General features: G+C 66.6%; 13 protein-coding genes and 1 pseudogene. 10 read left to right on the plus strand and 4 right to left on the minus strand.

Translation table 11 applies throughout. The features are described 5' to 3' along the window. Nucleotides 1–7: 7 nt before the first annotated feature. Nucleotides 8–361, plus strand: a complete 354-nt coding sequence (locus OHA21_RS27010; RefSeq protein WP_442874909.1) for a nucleotide pyrophosphohydrolase — start codon at nt 8–10, stop codon at nt 359–361. On the opposite strand, the gene OHA21_RS27015 is transcribed toward OHA21_RS27010, so the two are convergent. Further along, nucleotides 352–1,470 carry a cellulose binding domain-containing protein gene (locus OHA21_RS27015; RefSeq protein WP_328459409.1) on the minus strand — a complete coding sequence of 373 codons (1,119 nt, stop codon included), beginning with the start codon at nt 1,468–1,470 and terminating at the stop codon, nt 352–354. The two genes, OHA21_RS27010 and OHA21_RS27015, sit on opposite strands and share 10 nt — an antisense overlap. Nucleotides 1,471–1,725: 255 nt before the next feature. Here OHA21_RS27015 and OHA21_RS27020 point away from each other — a divergent pair, with 255 nt between their 5' ends. Further along, the gene (locus tag OHA21_RS27020; RefSeq protein ID WP_328459411.1) at nt 1,726–2,049 is read left to right on the plus strand and encodes a hypothetical protein; all 324 of its coding nucleotides are present in this window, start codon (nt 1,726–1,728) and stop codon (nt 2,047–2,049) included. Between the two features lie 315 nt (nt 2,050–2,364). Next, the gene (locus OHA21_RS27025; RefSeq protein WP_328459413.1) at nt 2,365–2,613 is read left to right on the plus strand and encodes a GntR family transcriptional regulator; all 249 of its coding nucleotides are present in this window, start codon (nt 2,365–2,367) and stop codon (nt 2,611–2,613) included. Nucleotides 2,614–2,963: 350 nt separating this feature from the next. Here the strand turns inward: OHA21_RS27025 and OHA21_RS27030 are convergent, their stop codons facing one another. Further along, nucleotides 2,964–3,785 carry a hypothetical protein gene (locus tag OHA21_RS27030; protein WP_328459415.1) on the minus strand — a complete coding sequence of 274 codons (822 nt, stop codon included), beginning with the start codon at nt 3,783–3,785 and terminating at the stop codon, nt 2,964–2,966. Between the two features lie 512 nt (nt 3,786–4,297). Here OHA21_RS27030 and OHA21_RS27035 point away from each other — a divergent pair. Together OHA21_RS27035 and OHA21_RS27040 are read left to right on the plus strand one after the other, a co-directional pair. Next, complete coding sequence (locus OHA21_RS27035) at nt 4,298–4,978, plus strand: DUF2637 domain-containing protein (RefSeq protein WP_328459416.1); 681 nt, start codon at nt 4,298–4,300, stop codon at nt 4,976–4,978. A gap of 367 nt (nt 4,979–5,345) precedes the next feature. Continuing rightward, nucleotides 5,346–6,208 (plus strand): annotated as a pseudogene (locus OHA21_RS27040) (replication-relaxation family protein). Here the strand turns inward: OHA21_RS27040 and OHA21_RS27045 are convergent. After that, nucleotides 6,150–6,542 (minus strand): hypothetical protein, encoded by a 393-nt coding sequence (locus OHA21_RS27045; protein WP_328459418.1) that lies wholly within the window; start codon nt 6,540–6,542, stop codon nt 6,150–6,152. The pseudogene OHA21_RS27040 and the gene OHA21_RS27045 overlap by 59 nt on opposite strands. Further along, complete coding sequence (locus OHA21_RS27050; RefSeq protein WP_328459420.1) at nt 6,539–8,953, minus strand: AAA family ATPase; 2,415 nt, start codon at nt 8,951–8,953, stop codon at nt 6,539–6,541. Before OHA21_RS27050 ends, OHA21_RS27045 begins: the two co-directional genes overlap by 4 nt. Before the next feature lie 170 nt (nt 8,954–9,123). Between OHA21_RS27050 and OHA21_RS27055 the strand changes: the two genes are divergently transcribed. The 5 genes from OHA21_RS27055 to OHA21_RS27075 are packed head-to-tail and all read left to right on the plus strand — an operon-like array spanning nt 9,124 to nt 18,768. Continuing rightward, nucleotides 9,124–11,010, plus strand: a complete 1,887-nt coding sequence (locus OHA21_RS27055) for an N-6 DNA methylase (RefSeq protein ID WP_328459422.1) — start codon at nt 9,124–9,126, stop codon at nt 11,008–11,010. Continuing rightward, nucleotides 11,007–12,968, plus strand: coding sequence for a type I restriction-modification system subunit M (locus OHA21_RS27060; RefSeq protein ID WP_328459424.1), 1,962 nt, complete (start codon nt 11,007–11,009; stop codon nt 12,966–12,968). Before OHA21_RS27055 ends, OHA21_RS27060 begins: the two co-directional genes overlap by 4 nt. Beyond that, complete coding sequence (locus OHA21_RS27065) at nt 12,965–14,167, plus strand: hypothetical protein (RefSeq protein ID WP_328459426.1); 1,203 nt, start codon at nt 12,965–12,967, stop codon at nt 14,165–14,167. Before OHA21_RS27060 ends, OHA21_RS27065 begins: the two co-directional genes overlap by 4 nt. A gap of 1 nt (nt 14,168) precedes the next feature. Beyond that, nucleotides 14,169–17,204 carry a type I restriction endonuclease subunit R gene (locus OHA21_RS27070; protein ID WP_328459428.1) on the plus strand — a complete coding sequence of 1,012 codons (3,036 nt, stop codon included), beginning with the start codon at nt 14,169–14,171 and terminating at the stop codon, nt 17,202–17,204. 31 nt (nt 17,205–17,235) lie between these two features. Further along, nucleotides 17,236–18,768: a protein kinase domain-containing protein gene (locus OHA21_RS27075; RefSeq protein WP_328459430.1), complete on the plus strand. Its 1,533-nt coding sequence runs from the start codon at nt 17,236–17,238 to the stop codon at nt 18,766–18,768. The last annotated feature ends 71 nt before the right edge of the window (nt 18,769–18,839 follow it).

The raw sequence follows: 18,839 nt of genomic DNA on the forward strand, positions 1-18,839 counted from the left end.
GTAGCCGTTGTCTTCCATCGCCGAACTGACCGAATCCCTGCGCGCTTTCGCCTCGGAACGTAACTGGGAGCAGTTCCACACCCCGAAGAACCTGGCGATGGCCCTGGCCGGGGAGGTCGGCGAGCTGCTCGCGGAATTCCAGTGGCTGACGCCGGAACAATCAGCCGCGGTCATGCAGGACCCCGATCTCGGCCCGCGAGTCCGGGCCGAGATCGGCGATGTGACGATCTATCTGGTACGCCTGGCGGACACCCTCGGCATCGACCTGGTCGAGGCCGCCGTCGACAAGTTGGCGGAAGCGGGCCGCCGCTACACGGTCGAAGCGGCCCGCGATTCCGCCGCCAAAATCGGTCAGCTGTAGTTCAGCCCGAAACTGTTGACCGTGAAGTTCGACTGCCCGGCCGTGCCGGTGATCTCGAAGCCGAACTGCACCTCGCCGACGGTCACGTCACCCCACCAGTTGTTGGTGCGCAGCCAGTTCATGATGGCGAGCAGATCGATGGTGCCGGAATTGGTGTCGGTGCGAATGAACGAGAACACCGCGTTGGCCCCGTTCGACCCGCGGTAGACGTTCCAGGTGTGCCCGCCGACGCTCAGATTCCGCACGTTCGGCACCGCGCCGTTCGCGTCGTACTGTTCCGCGATCGGCCCGACCGCGCCCTGCTGGTTGGCCCAGATCATGACCTCGTAGGCGTGGTTGTTCGCCCAGATGTCATAGGTGGTGGCGTAATCCCCGTCCGCCGGCACGGAGACGTTGAACGAGCTGGTCACCGATCGCAGCGAGCTCAGCGTACGGTTCAGCGTCTTTCCGGTGTTGGGGTAGCTTTTGACCCCACTGGTCCGCGGATGGTTCGCGACGACACCCCAGTTGGTGCCGGATCGGGCCCAGATCGTCTGGCTGCCCGCGCCCGAGCCCCAGATGTTGTTGTAGAGGATGTAGCCGTTGTTGGTCCAGTTCGCCCATTGACCGGAGTCGACCCAGGCGGCGTCGCTCGGAATGCCGGTGCCCGGGTTGCCGGTCGAGGCCGACGGCGTGGGCGAGCTCGGCGGATTCGTCACACCACCGGTGCAGGCGGTCCCGTTGAGGGTGAAGGCGGTAGGTACCGGGTTGTTGGTGCCGGACGACGACCCGTTGAAGCCGAAACTCACGGTCCCGCTGGTGGCGACGGAGCCGTTGTAGCCGGCGTTGCGGGCGGTGACCTGGGATCCGCTCTGGGTCAGGTTGGTGTTCCAGGCCTGGGTGACGGTCTGCCCCGCGGAATAGGACCAGACGAGGGTCCAGTTGGTGAGCGGATCGCCCAGGTTGGTGATGGTGACATTGGCACCGAAGCCGCCGGGCCATTGACTGCTGACGGCGTAGCTGACGCGGCAGCCGGCCGCGGCATTCGCCGGCAGCGCGGTGACCAGGCCGGCAGAGGCGGTGAGAGCCGCAGAAGCGGCCAGGGAGAGCGCAACGGTACGTCTACGCATACTCGATCCAATCTCGGACGGGGGATCACACGACGCCCGTCGAAGCGCTTCGACATGAAGTGCTGGGGATTTCACGAACGTCGATGCGAGATTGACCGAATGTTATGGCGGAAGCGGCTGGCAGGGCAATACTTTCGCAGGGGCGGGCCGCGCGAGATCACCAAGAGAGTGGCACATTGCAGCCCGGCGAGCACGTGGCGGACATCCGCTCACCACGGAGCGAGCGACGCCCCTGCTTTCGCTACCGTCGATGGCATGCCGGCCGAGAGAAGGAACGACAGATCGAGCGGCACCGACGCCTCCGGTGAGCTGCGCCGCTACACAGGCGTATTCGCGATCTTCTGCGGGATCGCACCGCTATTGATGTTCTCGCTGCTCGCGAGTAAGCCGGGCGGCCCCGTTTTTCCCGTGCTGCCGAACTTGATCGCCGGCCCATTCATCATTCTCGGAGTCGTCGTAACCACCATAGGGATCTTCGCCCAAGACCCGACGCGTTCTGCCCAGCGTGTCGGCGCCGGGGCCGCGCTGATCATTTTGGGTGACCTACTGATCTTCGGCGTCCGCGCCGCAGTCATCTAGGCGAGTGACCAGACACGGCACGATGGCCGGCGAGGCGGATCGGGGTGCACCGGGATGCCCGCCGCGCAGAGAAATTCTTCGAGTGCTCGGGCCAACTTGTCGTCTTCGACGAAGGCATATCCACGCTGCGAGAGGCAGTCGGCAACCTGCTCGGCGATCACCCAGAGAGGGTCAGCAGCCGGTGCACTCATCTCGTTCTCCTCCCCACGAGTCCGACCTTTACCTCATGCTACGTCGGTTCACCACACCTGTACATGGTTCACCATAGTTCCCCTTTACGATTCATGGCTGACCTTGTGGTGAGAGGGTCCCTTTGTGATCGACCATGAGGGACCGACACCGCTCTACGTCCAGGTGGCTGATGCCATCGAGGCACGTATCGTGGCCGGCGAGCTTCTTCCAGACCGGCCGATCCCCTCGGAGAACCAGCTGGTCCAGGAATACGGAGTCGCGCGCGGGACTGCCCGCAAAGCGCTCCAACTCCTCCGCGAGCGCGGGCTGGTAGTCACCGTCGTGGGGCGCGGCACCTTCGTGGTCAGCAAGCCCGGCAGTGTCGAACGCTAGCTCGACACTCTTTCACCACGTTGGCACCGGTGGCACGCTGACCGACATGACGGACGCAGCCCATCAGCGGAGCCACGAGACATCGCCCGGTGGATTGCCGTCCGCAGTACATGGGCGGAAGGCGTCCGCGGAAGCGCTGGCGGCAGAGCTTCGCGACCTGCCCGCGGCGTCATGGTCGGTGCGGTCGCGGGGTGCGGCCTCCTCGTACGTGGCTTTCATCGAGGACGAGCCGGAACTGGCCGACATCGTGGCCGCGCTGTGGGACATCGCGCGTTCCGGATCGTTTCCGCCGGAAGTCTCCGTGCAGCCTGGGGCAGCGGGAACGGCGCTGCTCGTACACGGACCCGATTTCAGCGTGGCGGCGAGATCCGGTGGGCCGGTGCTGGTGGCCTCGGATCGGATCCGTGGGGTGTTGCGGGTCGATCGCGATCCGAGTTGGGCAACCGAGTTGGCCGCGCTGATCTCTGAGTTGGTGGCGGTTGGCCAGGGCGCGCCGCCGTTCGACGAGTCGACGGTGCCGCCACCTCCGCCGTTGCCGTAGCACCGGGACCGGTAGCCATCTCCTGCTCGCGCAGCGCTCGCAGGTAGGCCCGGATGCGTACCTCCATGCGCTGCCGTCTCTTGTACGCCACCTGCAACGGGAGCTCGAGAACACTGGCGGCATGGACCACGCTGCGCCCGTCGAGCGAGGTCAGGGCGAGCAGTTTGATGTCGTCGTCGGCCAACGGCGTACCGATCTCAGCCAAGCCCGTGACCAGTGCGTCGAACGCCGCTTGCAGGCTTGAATCCGTGGCCGCTGCGCCCTCCGCGGCGTCGGGTTCAATGGCGGGCGGCCTGTCGAGGTAGCGTTTCCAGTGGACTTTGGCGTAGCTGACGCCGCTGTTGATCAGCCGGCCGCCGAGGTTCGTGGCGTCGAGCGGAATCGTGGTGAGGCGGCGCAGGAATCCGTACGCCAGGTCCTGGTCGACGTCGAGCAGTTCGCCGCGGTCGCGCACGAACAGCCGGTTGCGGAAGCTACGCAGGCCGCGGACGGCCAGGCCGAGGGCGAGGATCCGGTACACCTCGGCGGTGGCGGGTTGGCGGGCGCCGGCGATGACGCCGGCCCAGATCTGGTCGCGCTCGCCATAGCCGGCTTCTTCCAGCAGGAACCGTTCCAGCCTGCGCGGTGCCATGTCCCGGTGTGGGAGCCCGGCGGCGAGGCTGCCGGCGCGGACGGTCCAGGGCAGCATCGCGAAGCGGTCCGGGAACCAGTCGAACAGTGGGCTGTCCCGGCGGCTGTCCGCGGCGAGCGTGATCGGGTGCCAGCTGTCCGCGTGCGTCCGGCTCAACGGCACCACCGCCCTCTCGGTCGGGTAGCTGATTCGAAAACTTCGCGATCACGTGTCCAGATCTGCGCGAAGCGCTCCCTTCATCGGGTGACGGCGGTATCGGCTCCCGCTGATCCGTCACCCAATCCCGTTCACCCCATGGAGGTGGTTGTCATGATTATCGATCGAATCCACGGCAGGTGGGGAGCGCAGGATACGCCCGCCGCCTGTCAGCACGGGCCTGACCGAACCCCACAGCACCTGACGCGGCTTGACAGCGAAGGCCGGGCTTCCCCGGCGCGTGCGAGGCGCCGTTGACCCGTACGCGAAACACCCGCTCAGCGCGCGCGAACAGAGCTGCTCGCGTCGAGGGGATCGTGCAGGTCGTCATCATGCTGGCGATCGGCGCAGCTGCCGGGGCGGCATCGTTCACCCATGTGCACGATGTGGCCGCCAGCCACGGCCAACCGGGCTGGTTGGCGTGGGCGGACGCGGTCGTCCTGGAGTTGATGTCGGTCGCCAGCGGTCTGGAACTGCGCCGCCGCAAATGTGTCCGGGAGCCGTTGTGGTTCCCGGCGGTGGTCCTGGTGGTGGCGGTGGTGTTGTCGTTGGGTGCGCAGGTCGTCGAAGCGGAACCTTCGGTGATCGGCTGGATCGCCGCGGCGTTACCTGCGGTCGGCTTCCTGGCGATGGTCAAGATCGCTCTCGGGCACGCCGGGACCGGTCACTCGCGCCGGGACGAGTCGTCGTCCGCTGTCCCGGACGGCAGCCGGCCGTCCCGGACGGGACCTCGACGGCCGCACCCGGTCCCGGACGGTGACAACAGCCGACCGTCCGGGACAGCGCCGGTCCCCGCCGCTGACCGGGACGCGGACGGCGAGGTACGCGGGCTGCTTGCGGCCGCCCGGCTCGCCGCCGCCGAGATCACCGGACAGGGCCGGCCGTTGTCCCGCGAAGCCGTCATGCAGGTCATGCGGGGCAACGGTCATGCGTTGTCCAACGCTCGCGGTTCCGCACTCGTCAAACTGCTGCGCGACGAGGCGGACGCGTCCCGTTAGGTGGAGCCTGTCGCGGTTGGCCAACCCGGTTGGCCGCGACAGCGCCGGTTGGCCTCGCCTGACCGCCGGCCTCCGCGGTGACCGTGGTCAACCTGCAGGCCTCGGCGCGGGCGTCCTCATACTCCAGCATCCGCTTCCCCCACCCACCCATCGGTCGCCTGATCATTTGGGCGGCGGCGGCAGGGTGCGTTCGAAGGTGGGTGTGGGGGTCTGCCTTGACGCAGACCCCCACACCCACCCCTGTGGTCCCTGACACCGCAGGTCAAGGCCGGTCAACAACCAATGCCTTGAGATCCGACAAGACCCTCAGAGGGGTCTTCCGACCGGGAGGTAAACAGCTATACGTAAGACGGAAGAAGAACGCTTCATGCGGGTCCAGGCCGCCCTCACGGAACGCGACCTGCGACTACTCGGATGGCTGTACGACCACGGCGTCCTGACCACCGACCAGATCGCCGCCGCCTTGTTCCCGTCACTCGGCTTCTGCCAACGGCGGCTACTCAAACTGATGAACCTCGGAGTACTGACTCGGTTCCGGCCGCAGCGCTGGGAGGGCGGCTCCCATCCCTACCACTACGTCCTCGACCAACTCGGCACCGACGTCGTCGCCGCCCAACGAGGCGACGAACCCCCACGCCGCGATCAGGCCCGCCGGCGCCGACAGCACCTGACGTCGCGGGCCAACCTGCCGCATCTGCTGGCCACCAACCAGTTCTTCGTGGGCTTGGCAGCCTACGAACGTACGCATCCCGGCAGCCACCTTGTTCGCTGGCTGCCGTCCGCCGAACTGGACGGCGGCTTCTTCACCCATGCCGTCGGCAACCCCAACGTGTTCTACCGCAGCCCGCGCCCCGACGGACACGGCATCTGGTCTGAAGGAGAACGGTCGGTGCCGTTCCTCCTCGAGATGGACCTGGCCACCGAATCCCTGACCGTACTCAAGGACAAGATCGAGAGGTATTCCCGACTCACCGAGCACAGCAAGTGGCGGTGGCCGGTCCTGTTCTGGCTCCCTACCGCCCGCCGCGAGCCAACCTGCATGAGGCACTCGCCGACACCAGAATCCTGGTTCCGGTCGCGACCGCCTCCGGCGACCATGCCGCCTTCACCCAGCAGTCCCCCGCCGACAGCATCTGGTGGCTGCATCGCCATGGCGGTCTACGGCTGCGGCTCAGCGAGTTGCCGTACCAAGATGCTGAGGCCGCCCCACAGCGTCCAGCAGCGCGATGATCTCGAGAAGCTCGGAGTGATACCGGGCAAGCTCACCCGCGGTGACGCCAAGCTCGTACCAGTGGTGGTGGCCGGCACGTGACAACACCGACCACAGGTACCCAGCCCGCTGTCCGACCTCGGGTCCGGCGTAGTGGCTAAGCAGCAACAGCTTCGGACGCTGCGTCCGGGCTCGCCCGATCTCCGGCTGCACCCGCTCCCAGAAGCGGTCCATGGCGGCTTCCAGTTCGTGCCGCAACAGCCAAGCACAGGCCCGGGGCCAGGTGCCGCGGGTGCCTCGGATGACGCTGGTCAGCATCCGGTCGGCGGTCTGCAAGCACACGAAATCGATCATCGCAGCCTCCCCACCAGTTCGATCGACCCTGCGACCATGGCGCGAGACGGCATGTTGCGGTGACCATGGACGGCCCCCGCCACAGCTTGTACCACATCGGCCGCCCGGGCACCGAAGTTCCGGTTGAGGTAGCTGAGCAGTTCGCCACGGCGCCCGACGTCACCGAACAGACCGAGGGCCAGCTTGTCCTTGACGGTGTGCGCCGAACCCACCGATTCGGCGATCTTCACGTACGGAACGCCAGCCTCGTACCGCTCTGCCCGATACCGGTCCATCGCCACAGCCTCGATGGCGGACCGGCAGAATCCCGCGACTAGCAGGTACTTTGCCTCCTCCGGGATGTCGACCGCTCCAGCGACCGCCCGGGCGTCGTCGAGGTAGCGATCGGCGGGGTCGCACGCCTTTCGTACTTCAACGGCCGAGCCGTCCCGGCGGGTCACCTCGAAGACGGTGGCTTTGATGTCGAGCCGGCGGATCGCTTCGGGCAGCCGGTCGTCGTGGGTGAAGACGAGGACCTGCCGGGTCAGCGAGACCTCGTGCAGCACCCGGGCCAGGCCGTCCACCTTGCTGGGATCCATGCTCTGCACCGGGTCGTCAATCACCACGAACCGATAGGGGCTCGCCGCGGCGCACGCCCGTGGCAGGAACAGCGCCAGGCCGAAAGAGTGCAACTCACCCTGGCTCATCACTGCCAGCGCCGGCGTGCCGGTTCCGTCGACGGTGACCGGGATGTCGACGCGACGGCGGGTGGCATTGCCGCCCAGCTTGATCTCACCGACAGCGACGTTGCTTTCCTGCCGCAGCAGCTCCCAGATCGCTTGGGACTGGGCCGAAGCCACCTTGAACCGATCGGCACGCATGTCGTCAGTCACCTTGACGAGTTCGGCGCGCGCCTTGGTGAGCAGCTCCAGTCTCCCGGCCTCATGGCGCACCGCCGTGGCCATGTCGACCCACCGCCGGATCGCTGCACTTGGCTCCGCCCAAGCGCCGTGCCACCGCGCGAGCCACTCCCCCGCGACACGCACCAACTCGGCGTGGGCAGCCACGAATGTCGCCCAGACGGCCGGCTCCGGCACGAGTTCAGCGAGGGCGTCGCTCACGACGGCACTCTCGTCCGGCAGGTGCGCTGCAAGCACGGTTGCCACAGGGGTAACCGCGTTGCGTACGTTGCTGAGCAGTTCTCCCACCTGCCGGCGCAGCTCGGCGTGCCGTTCATCCGCCGCGCGCACCGCCGCGGCGGCCGCAGCCAGACGCTCCAGTTCCGCTTCGGCCTGTCGCCGCCACGAGTCGTCGAGGGCGCCGACCCGGCACACCGGGCAAGACTGGTCGCCCTCGTCACGGTGCATCTCAAGAGCCCGCTCGAGCAGTCCGGCCGTCCGGTGCGCCACCGCGCTGCCGGTGCCGGCGAGATCCCGTACTGTCTCGGCGGCCTCCTCCAACTCGGCCAGCACCCGGCCGGCGTCGGGCAGCACCTGGTCGGCGAGCCGGCGCGCGGCCGCCGCCGCGGCGGCGTCCTCGGTGCTGCCATCACTCGTCGCCAGCGCGACCAGGACCTCTAGATCCGCCTTGGCAGCCTGGCCACCGAGCGCCACAGCCGCCTCCCGCGCCCGAGGATCATCGAGTTCGGCAAGACCGGCCCGCAGTTGTGTGAACGCCGCCTTCATCTCCTTGACGCGGTCCTCGGCGCCTTTGCGGAGTGTCTGCAGCCGCTGGGCGGCGGTGCCCAACTGTTCCAGGCCGAGGATCGGCGCGATCGCGTCATAAAGTTCACTGGGCTTCGCGGAGACGACCCGTTCCAAGTCACGCGCGGCGAGAAACGGCCGGTAGCGGTCCACCGGTCCGGCCCACGAGGGCAGCTCTCCCGTAGGAAGCGCCCCTCCGCCCTGCGTTGTGGTAACCGTCGCCGCGGCAAGATCCGTCGTCCCGGCCGGCCAGGCCCGCCGGACAGTGACCGGCCGCCCGTCCACGCCCAGCCGCAGCTTCATCGTGATCTCACGGTCACCGTCGTGGTGCAGGTTGCGCCAGCCCTCGCGGAATACGGGCGGACGCTTCGACCAGCGCGCCGTCTCCTCGGTGAGGCCGTACTCCACCGCCTCGGCGAAACTCGATTTGCCGGACCCGTTGCGGCCGACGAAGACGTTGAGCCCGGGCTCCGGCTTCAACCGCATCGCGGCCTGCGAACCGATCCCCCGGAAGCCGGTGACCTGTACCGATTCGAGGAACACGTAGGGCGTTTCGCTTTCCGTGCCCGAGCCGGCCGACGGCTGCGGCAGCGGCTGGCCGCCGATGGTGGCGGCGAGGACATCGTCGCCCTGATAGGCGGCGAGGATCAGATCAGTCACCGAGCCTGCTGCCCCGGAGCTGCGGAGCCGTTCGGTGAGTTCGTGGTAGAGCGCGAACACGTCGTCCATCGGACCCCCTGATGCCAGATGGTGGTGGCTCTGATCGCGGTTCAGAGCGATGAGGAGAAATGGTTCGCCGACCGACGCGTGGCGGCATCGGTCCTACGCGGTCAATAAGAGCATTGCTTGTCAACTGTGTCAACATGCACCGGCCTTGACGAATGTGTACACTCCCTGACGTGCAGCAAACAGCGAAGGTCACCGCAGCTGACATTGCCCGGCTCGCCGGCGTGGGGCGCGCCGCCGTGACCAACTGGCGCAAGCGTTACGACTCCTTCCCGGAGCCTGTGGGCGGCACCGCAGCGAGCCCTCTGTTCGACCTCGAACAGGTCGAGCAGTGGCTGGCAGCACAGGGCCGGCTGCCCACGGTGACCTCGGAAGACCGGCTCTGGCGCAACCTGTTGGCTGCCGTCGACGACCCTGCCGAGGCATTGGCGGCCGCCGGTGAGCACCTGCTCGACGACCGGCCCCTGCCATTCGACAACCTGCGCTCCGAGATCGACTCCCTCGTCGAACAGCACGGCACGCGCACCACCTTCGAGAAACTGTGGTCCCGATTCGCCGAACTGTCCGCCAAGCGCGCCATCAGCACGCCGGAACCGCTGGCCGATCTGATGGTCTCCCTCGCCCGGGTCCGTGACCGCGCTGTGCTCGACCCGGCCTGCGGCATCGGACGGTTGCTCCGCGCTGCCGCCCTGGCCGGCGCCACCCACCTGCACGGGCAGGACAACGACGACGCCGCCACCCGGCTCACCGGCCTCTGGCTACGCCTCAACGACCTGCCCGGTGACATCCGCACCGGTGACTCACTGCGCCACGACGCGTTCGCCGACCTCACCGTGGACGCTGTGGTCGCGAACCTTCCGTTCGGGCTGACCAACTGGGGACATGAGGAGCTCGGCTACGACCGCCGTTGGGAGTTCGGCGTCCCACCCCGCACCGAACCGGAACTCGCCTGGGTACAGCACGCCTACGCACACCTCAAGCAGGGTGGCATCGCTGTGCTGCTGATGCCGCCGTCTGCGGCGAGCCGTCGGGCCGGCCGCCGCATCCGCGCCGAATTACTGCGCCGCGGCGCACTGCGCGCGATCATCGCACTTCCCCCGGGTGCTGCCGCGCCGCACGCCATCGGCCTGCACCTCTGGGTCCTTCAACGTACGGGTGAAGCAGCCTCGAACGTGCTGCTCGTCGACGCCTCCGCGGTCGAGCAGGAGCAGGCATACCAGCGCATCCGCACCACGGTCGGCGCCGTCCTCGACGGCGGGGACCCCGCCACGGACGCCATCGCGCATCAGGTGCCGGTGATCGACGTGCTGGACGAGGCCGTTGACCTCATGCCCACCCGCCGAACGCCGGCCGGCACTGAAGCCGCCGACGTGGAAGGCCGCCTGCACGACACCAGGCAGCGGCTCACCGAGGCCTTGAATCGCCTGCCCGCGCTCGTTCCCGCTCTGACCGAGGTCACCGGCTCCCCTGCCCCTCAGCCACTGGTGTCGATCCACGACCTCGCCCGCACCGGCGCGCTGAAGATCCTCGGCCTCGTCCGCCAGGGCAAGGAAGGCCAACCCGCCGAGGGAGTCATGCTCACCGGCCGGGACATCGCCCTCGGCCGCCCACCGACCGAGGCCGCCGACGACCAGCTCAGCCCGCGCATCCCGGTGCAGCCCGGCGACGTGGCCGTGCCGGTCGTCGCCCGGGAACTGACCGCGCGGGTCGTCACCGAAGGCGGCCCACTGCTCGGCCGCAACATCTATCTGCTGCGCCCGGACCCCGACAAGCTCGATCCGTGGTTCCTGGCCGGGCACCTGCGCACCTCGGCCAACGAGCGCCAGGCCAGCAGCCTGTCCGGCACGCTGCGCTTGGATGTACGCCGCGCGCAGGTGCCCCGGATCCCGATCGAGGAGCAGCGCCGGCACGGCGAAGTCTTCCGGCGCCTGGACGAGTTGAACGACACGATACGGAAGGCCACCGCACTGGCAGCCGACATGACCCGGTTGACCGCCGACGGCCTGGCCTCCGGCAAGCTGCACCCCACCGAAAACGCACCAACGGAAGGACCCCGGTGAGCACAGATCACCAGAAACTGGCGAACTTCATCTGGTCGGTCGCCGACCTGCTGCGCGGCGACTACAAGCAGTCCGAGTACGGCCGGGTGATCCTGCCGCTGACCGTGCTCCGCCGCCTCGACTGGGTCCTGGAGCCGACCAAGGACGCCGTGCTCGCTCGGCACGAGCAGCTCAAGACCGCCGGCGTGCAGAACATGGACCCGGTGCTGCGCAAGACCGCCGGGCTCACCTTCTACAACACCAGCAAGCTCAACTTCCGCGGCCTGCTCGCCGACCAGGACAACGTCGCCACCAACCTGCGCTCCTACATCGGCGGCTTCTCCCCTGGCGCGGTCGACGTGCTCGACAAGTACGGCTTCGACGCCCAGATCACGCGCCTCGATGAGGCCGGGCTGCTCTATCAGGTGGTCAGCAAGTTCGTCGAGATCGACCTGCGGCCGAACGTGGTCAGCAACCACCAGATGGGCTACCTCTTCGAGGAACTCGTCCGGAAGTTCTCCGAGATCAGCAACGAGACCGCCGGTGAGCACTTCACGCCGCGCGAGGTCATCAAGCTGATGGTCAACCTGCTGCTTGCCCCGGACGAGGACGACCTGGTCATCCCCGGCATCGTCCGCAAGATCTACGACCCGGCGTGCGGCACCGGCGGCATGCTCAGCGAGGCACAGGACCACATCGAGGCGCACAACTCCCACGCCACCGTCGAGGTCTACGGCCAGGAACTCAACGGCGAGACGTACGCAATCTGCCGCTCCGACATGATGATGAAGGGCGGCGACCCCAACAAGATCGCGTTCGGCAACTCGTTCAGCCAGGACGGCCACGAGAGCGAGAAGTTCGACTACATGCTCGCCAACCCGCCATTCGGCGTGGAGTGGAAGAAGGTCGAGAAGTTCGTCAAGGACGAGGCGGCCCGCGGGCACGCGGGACGCTTCGGCGCCGGCCTGCCCCGCATCAACGACGGATCGCTGCTCTTCCTCCAACACATGATCTCGAAGATGAAACGGCCGGAGGACGGCGGCAGCCGCCTTGCGATCGTCTTCAACGGCTCGCCACTGTTCACCGGCGCGGCCGGCTCCGGCGAGTCGGAGATCCGGCGCTGGATCCTGGAGAACGACCTGCTCGAAGGTATCGTCGCCCTGCCCGACCAGCTCTTCTACAACACGCCGATCTCCACCTACTTTTGGGTTCTCACCAACCGGAAGAGCCCAGAGCGCCGCAGGAAGGTCGTACTGCTGGACGGTCGTGACTCCTGGACCAGGATGCGAAAAGGCCTCGGCGAGAAGCGCAAGATGCTAACCGACGACCACATCGCTGAGATGACCAATGCATACGTTGACGCACTCGCGATCGGCAGCGACCCCACGCACGCGAAGCATGGCAAAGTCAAGGTCTTCCAGACCGGTGACTTCGGCTATCACCGGATCACCGTCGAGCGGCCACTACGCACGCGCTTTGAGATTACTGAGGAAGCCGTCGCCCTGCTTGCTGATGCCAAAGCCGTCACTCGGTACGACGGGCGTCAGGCGCTATTGGCAGCGGGAAAGTCGATGATTGGTACGGCGGCGAGCAGCCGCGCTGAGTTCGCCATGAAGCTTGCGGTATTGGGCAAGCTTCCGGCCGCCGTGGAGAAAGCCGTGTGGGAAGCATTCTCGGTTAACGACCCAACGGGTGAAGTACAAACGGACCGCAGGGGCAAACCACTGCCTGACGCTGACTTGCGCGACAACGAGAACGTTCCGTTGCATGGGGACATCCACGACTACTTGAAGCGAGAAGTCCTGCCTCATGTTCCCGACGCCTGGATCGACGAGTCCAAGACGAAAATCGGCTACGAGATTCCCTTCACCCGCCACTTCTACGTCTACCAGCCACCCCGTCCACTCTCCGAGATCGACGAAGAGATGACGGCTTTAGAGGCGCGAATCCAGGCGCTGCTCGGCGAGGTAACGAAGTGAACAACTATGTACGTGCCAAATTCATCTTCCGGCGACGTGATGTCAGGGGCGTAACGGCACCTCTGGCGTCAGCAACCAAAGCGGGTGTCGAACTCCGGGAAAGCCTGGAGCAATCTGTCTGGAACCCTGGTGATGACGTCTCTAATTACAAACTCGTCGAACCGGATGACTTCGTCATCGGTCTACGATCATTTCAACACGGATTCTCTTTCTCCCGAGTCCGCGGCCTGGTGAGTCCGGCATATACAGTCTTCCGGGCGGCCGTTCCGATCGAACCACGCTACTATGCACATTACTTCAGGTCGACATTATTCGTTTCGCGGCTAGCGAACATCGCACAAGGAATCCGGCAAGGCAAGACGATCGACTATGAGGATTTCGCCAGCCTTGAGATCCCGCAGCCATCCCTGGAGGAGCAGAGGCGTATCGCCGACTTCCTGGACGCCGAGACTGCCCGTATCGGGTCTTTGCTGACGCTGCGCAACCGTCAACGTGATCTAGTCGGGCAGCGGGAAGTGCAACTGGTGGGCGAGCACTATGAGCGGCTCTCGCAAGGCGGTGATGATGTCGTTCGCCTGCGTCATATAGTGCGCCGCATCGAGCAGGGCTGGTCCCCGGAGTGTGAGAATAGAGAGACGGAGGGAGACGAGTGGGGCGTACTCAAAGCGGGTTGTGTCAACGGCGGGGTTTTCGCTCGTGACCAACACAAGACGCTGCCATCCACGCTTGCCCCTCGCCTTCAATACAAGCTTCGCCGCAGAGATCTACTCATGTCCCGGGCCAGCGGTTCACTCGATCTGATCGGCAATGCAGCCGTCGTGGAGGAAGACCCTGGTCGTTTACTGCTGTGCGACAAGATCTACCGGATACAAGTGGATTCTACGCGAGCGACTCCCGAGTTCATTGCTCTAATGCTAAAGGCCCCGCAACTACGAGACCTAATCAGACTAGGAGTGTCCGGTGCAGGGGGTTTGGCCAATAATCTACCCGCTTCGGTTGTTCGCGACCTTCCTGTTCCTGCCGTGCCAGTGGCCCGGCAGAAGGAAGTGGTGATGGAATTCGCCCAACATCGAGCACGAACAGCATCGTTGACAGCAGCGCTTGACTATCAAATCAAGCTTATCGACGAGCGGCAGCGAGCGTTGGTTACTGCGGCAGTGACTGGACAGGTTGACGTTACGACGGCACGGGGGGACTGATGTGAAGGTGCACGGGGAGGGTGCGTTCGAGGCAGCCATCGAGCAGTCGCTGCTCGACGCTGGCTGGTGGCGCGGTATTCCGGGGAACTACGACCGGCAGGTCGGGCTGGACACGTCGGAGCTGTTCGCGTTCATCGGGGCCACCCAGAACGATGCTTGGCTGAAGCTGGTCGCCTACCACGGCAACGACGTTGCTGAAACGCAGCGGCATTTCAGGGAGTATCTGGCCAAGCAGATCGACGAGCGTGGGCCGCTTGATGTGTTGCGGCGCGGGGTCAAGGACAAAGGAATTCAGTTCCGGCTGGCGTACTTCAAGCCGGCTCACTCGATCACCGACGATGCGATGAACCTGTACCGGGCCAACCGGCTCACCGTGACTCGGCAGCTGCACTACTCCGAGCATGACCAGAAGAGCCTCGACCTCGCCCTCTTCGTGAATGGCATTCCGCTCGCCACGGCGGAACTCAAGAATCCGCTGACCGGGCAGACCGTCGAGGATGCCAAGGACCAGTACCGCAAGCACCGGGACCCGAAGGAACTGCTGTTCGCTCGGCGTACCCTCGTGCACTTTGCCGTTGATCCTGATTTGGTCTTCGTGACCACGAAGCTGGCGGGAGAGAACACCCGGTTCCTGCCGTTCAACACCGGGTCCGAAGGGCCCGGGGTGTCCGGCGGCGCGGGCAACCCGGCGGCCGTGGGGTACCGGACCGCCTACCTGTGGGAGCAGATCTGGCATCCGGACACCTGGATGGACCTGGTCCGGCGGTTCCTGCACACGAACAAGGAGTCGCGGGCGCTGATCTTCCCGCGCTACCACCAGTGGCACGCGGTCACCGCGCTAACCGACCACGCCGCCGCGCACGGTTCCGGAGACAACTACCTGGTCATGCACTCGGCCGGGTCGGGCAAGTCGAACACGATCGCCTGGCTGGCACACCGGCTGTCCAGCCTGCACACCACCCGGGCGATCCCGGAGAAGAACGTCAAGGCGAACGAGCCGGTCTTCGACAAGGTCATCATCATCACCGACCGGGTGGTGCTGGACCGGCAGTTGCAGGACACGGTGTTCCAGTTCGAGCACGTGCCGGGCGTGGTGCAGCGCATCGACAAGGACTCCAGCCAGCTCGCCGCCGCGCTGAGCGGGGAGACGGCCAAGGTCGTCATCAGCACGATGCAGAAGTTCGGCTTCATCCTGGAGAAGGTTGACGGGCTGCGTGGTAAGCGGTTCGCGGTGGTCGTGGACGAGGCGCACTCGTCGCAGTCCGGGGACAACGCGGCCGCGTTGAAGAAGGTGCTGCTGCGAAAGGGCAGCGACGACATCGACGACGACGGTGACCTGCTGACCGCGTCGGCGCTGGCCCGCGGCCGGCACGAGACGCTGTCGTACTTCGCGTTCACAGCCACGCCGAAGCCGAAGACCCTGGAGCTGTTCGGGACGCTGGGTGCGGACGGGAACATGCACCCGTTCCACACGTACTCAATGCGGCAGGCGATCGAGGAAGGCTTCATCCTCGACGTGCTGCGGCAGTACGTGACCTACAAGTCGTACTGGAAGCTGGCCAACCAGAACCCGGACGACCCGGAGGTGGACCCGAAGAAGGCGGCGTCGCAGCTGGCCCGGTTCGCGGTGCTGCACCCGACGATGATGGCGCAGAAGGCGGAGATCATCGTCGAGCACTTCCGCAAGCACACTGCGCCGCGGCTGGGCGGGCGGGCAAAGGCGATGGTGGTGACCGGGTCGCGGGAGGCGGCGGCCAAGCTCTACACCGCGATCAAGAAATACCTCGAGACCAACGGCTACGCCGGGTGCGAGCCGCTCGTCGCGTTCTCCGGCGATCTGAGCCTCGACGGCGTCGAGGTGACCGAGGCGCGGATGAACGGCTTCGGCGAGAGCGAGCTGCCGGAGCGGTTCGGATACACAGCCGCCGACGACAAACACGCGGGCACGCCGAAGGCCAAGCAGGACCGCGAGTACAAGATCCTGGTGGTGGCGGAGAAGTACCAGACCGGCTTCGACCAGCCGCTGCTTACCACGATGTACGTGGACAAGCCGCTCAAGGGGGTGGCCGCGGTGCAGACCCTGTCCCGGCTCAACCGGACCCATCCGCTCAAGGCGCAGGGTGACGTGTTCGTGCTGGACTTCGTCAACGAGGCCGCCGACATCACCGACCAGTTCAAGCCGTACTTCGAGACCGCCGCGACGATCCCGACCGACCCGAACCTGCTCTACACGGCGGAGAACGCGGTCATGTCGTACGCCCTGCTGGTCGGCTCGGAGATGCAGGCGTACGTCGAAGCCCTGCTCGAAGCCGAAGGCAAGGCGAAGACCGACGCCGCGCTGCAGAAGGCGCATGCCGCGCTGTACCGCTTCACCGACCCGGCGCGCGACCGCTACGTCGCGCTCGCCGCCGACGACCCGGAAGCCGCCGACGGCTTCCGCGCGGCGTTACGCGACTACACCCGGATGTACGCGTTCCTCGCCCAGGTGGTGCCCTACCAGGACGCCGACCTGGAACGGCTGTACCTGTACGGGCGGGCGCTGCTGAACCGGCTGCCGCGGCGGCAGGACCCGTCGGTGGACATCGGCGAGGTGCAGCTGACCCACCTGCGGGTGAGCAAGACCGGTACGCACGACGCGTCGCTGGAGGCCGAGGGTGAGCAGATGCTGCCCGGCTTCACCGGTGGGGGCGCCGGGCCGAAGAACGACCCGGACAAGGTGGCGCTGTCCGATCTGATCGACGAGCTGAACGACCGGTTCGGGATGGGGCTCGGCGAGGCCGACAAGGTCTGGTTCGAGCAGCAGGTCGTGGCGCTCGCCGAGGACGGCGCGGTGGAGGCCGCCGCGCTTGTCAATGACGAAAGCAACTTCGGGGTGGTGTGCGAGAAGCGCATCGAGGATGTGATCCTGTCTCGGCACGACGACAACGGAAAGCTGATGCAGCGTTACCTGGACGATCCGACGCTGCGCAGCCACATGAACCAGTTCGCGCGTAGCCAGGCGTACCGGCTGATTCGCCGGAGGCACGGCATCACGTGAGCCATCGCGGGGGTGACCTGTGCAGGCGGGGATGCGGATCGCCGACCGGTACGAGCTTACGTACCCGGTCGGCAGTGGCGGTATGGGTCAGGTCTGGGCCGGCTACGACGAACGCCTCGACCGGCCGGTCGCAGTCAAGTTCCTCAAGCCCGGCCTCGCCGTCGAGGCCGACCGGCACACCGTCGTCGAACGGTTCCAGCGTGAGGCCCGCATCACCGCCCGCCTCGACCACCCCGGCGTGCCCACTGTGCACGACGCCGGGGTGGTCGACGACGAGTTGTACATCGTCATGCAGCTCGTGCCCGGCACGCTGTTCGCGGATCTGATCGCCGAGAACGGGCCGCTGCCCGTACCGTGGGCGGCCGCCATCGGGGCGCAGATCTGCTCAGTGCTCGCCGCCGCGCACGCCGCCTCGCTGGTCCATCGTGACCTCAAACCGACCAACCTGATCCTGGGCCCGACCGGCTTGGTCAAAGTGCTCGACTTCGGCGTCGCCGCAGTGCTCGACGCCGACCTGCCCAAACTCACCTTGACCACCGACATCATCGGCACGCCTACATATATGGCGCCGGAGCAGGCGCTCGGTTCCTCCTCGGTCAGCTACCGCGCCGACCTGTACGCCCTCGGCTGCATCCTCCATGAACTACTGGCCGGAGAACCGCCGTATGCGGCCGACAATGCGCTGGGAATGCTGCACGAACACCTGGAGGCACCTGTCCCGCACGTCGCCGACGCTCGCGACGACGTGCCAGCGGCCTTCGACGAGTTGATCGTTGCCCTGCTGGCCAAGGATCCGCAGGACCGGCCCGAGTCAGCAGCCGTCGTCTACCGTCAACTTCTTCGCTGGGCAGCAACCGACCTGTCGGGCCTGAGCCGGCCGCCGCAGGACCACAGCGCCGCCGATCCGACATCGCCGCACCGGTTCCCGTTCGGACCGATTCCCCGGGACACGATCGCCAGAGCTCGGCCGGCCGCAGCGGCCGCTGCGTCGGCCAGCATTCCGAGTCTCGACGACGTTCACGCCGTCCGCGACCAGGCGCTGGCGCTGGCCGACGAGGAACGGTTCGGGCAGGCGGCGGACGCCCTGGAGACGATGCTGCGGCGGGCTGCCCCGGTCTACGGGCAGCGCTCGCCGGAGATCCTGGAAGCGCGGCTCGACTACGCGGGCATGCTGATGCTGGCGGGTGACTTCCGTACGGCGCTGCCCGTCTTCGAGCAGCTCATCGTCGACGTGACCGCCCGCAACGGACCCGAGCACGAACTCGTCCGGGAGTGCCGGCAGCATGTGGCGACCTGCCAGGCCGAATTGGGTGAGGCCACGGAAGCGCTGCTCACGCTGCGCAGCCTCATTGCCGCCAGCCCCGGCCGGGTCGGGTTCCCTCTGCGCCACCAGGCGGCCGTGATCATGGCTGGTCTCGGCCGAATCCCCGAGGCGATCGCAGAGCTGGATGCCCTGCTCGCCGACATGCAGTCGACACCGAACCCGGACCAGCCGACACTCGCCGACGTGGTGGCACTTCGGCGTCATCTTCACCAACTCGCCGAAGGCCAGGATTTTCGGTAGCGGCGAAGAGGATCCGGTACGTGGAGCGCATCAGCTTGACGACCGCGAAGATCCGCGCCCCGGTCACCTTC

It is taken from the genome of Actinoplanes sp. NBC_00393 (assembly GCF_036053395.1).
In the GTDB taxonomy this organism is placed as follows: domain Bacteria; phylum Actinomycetota; class Actinomycetes; order Mycobacteriales; family Micromonosporaceae; genus Actinoplanes.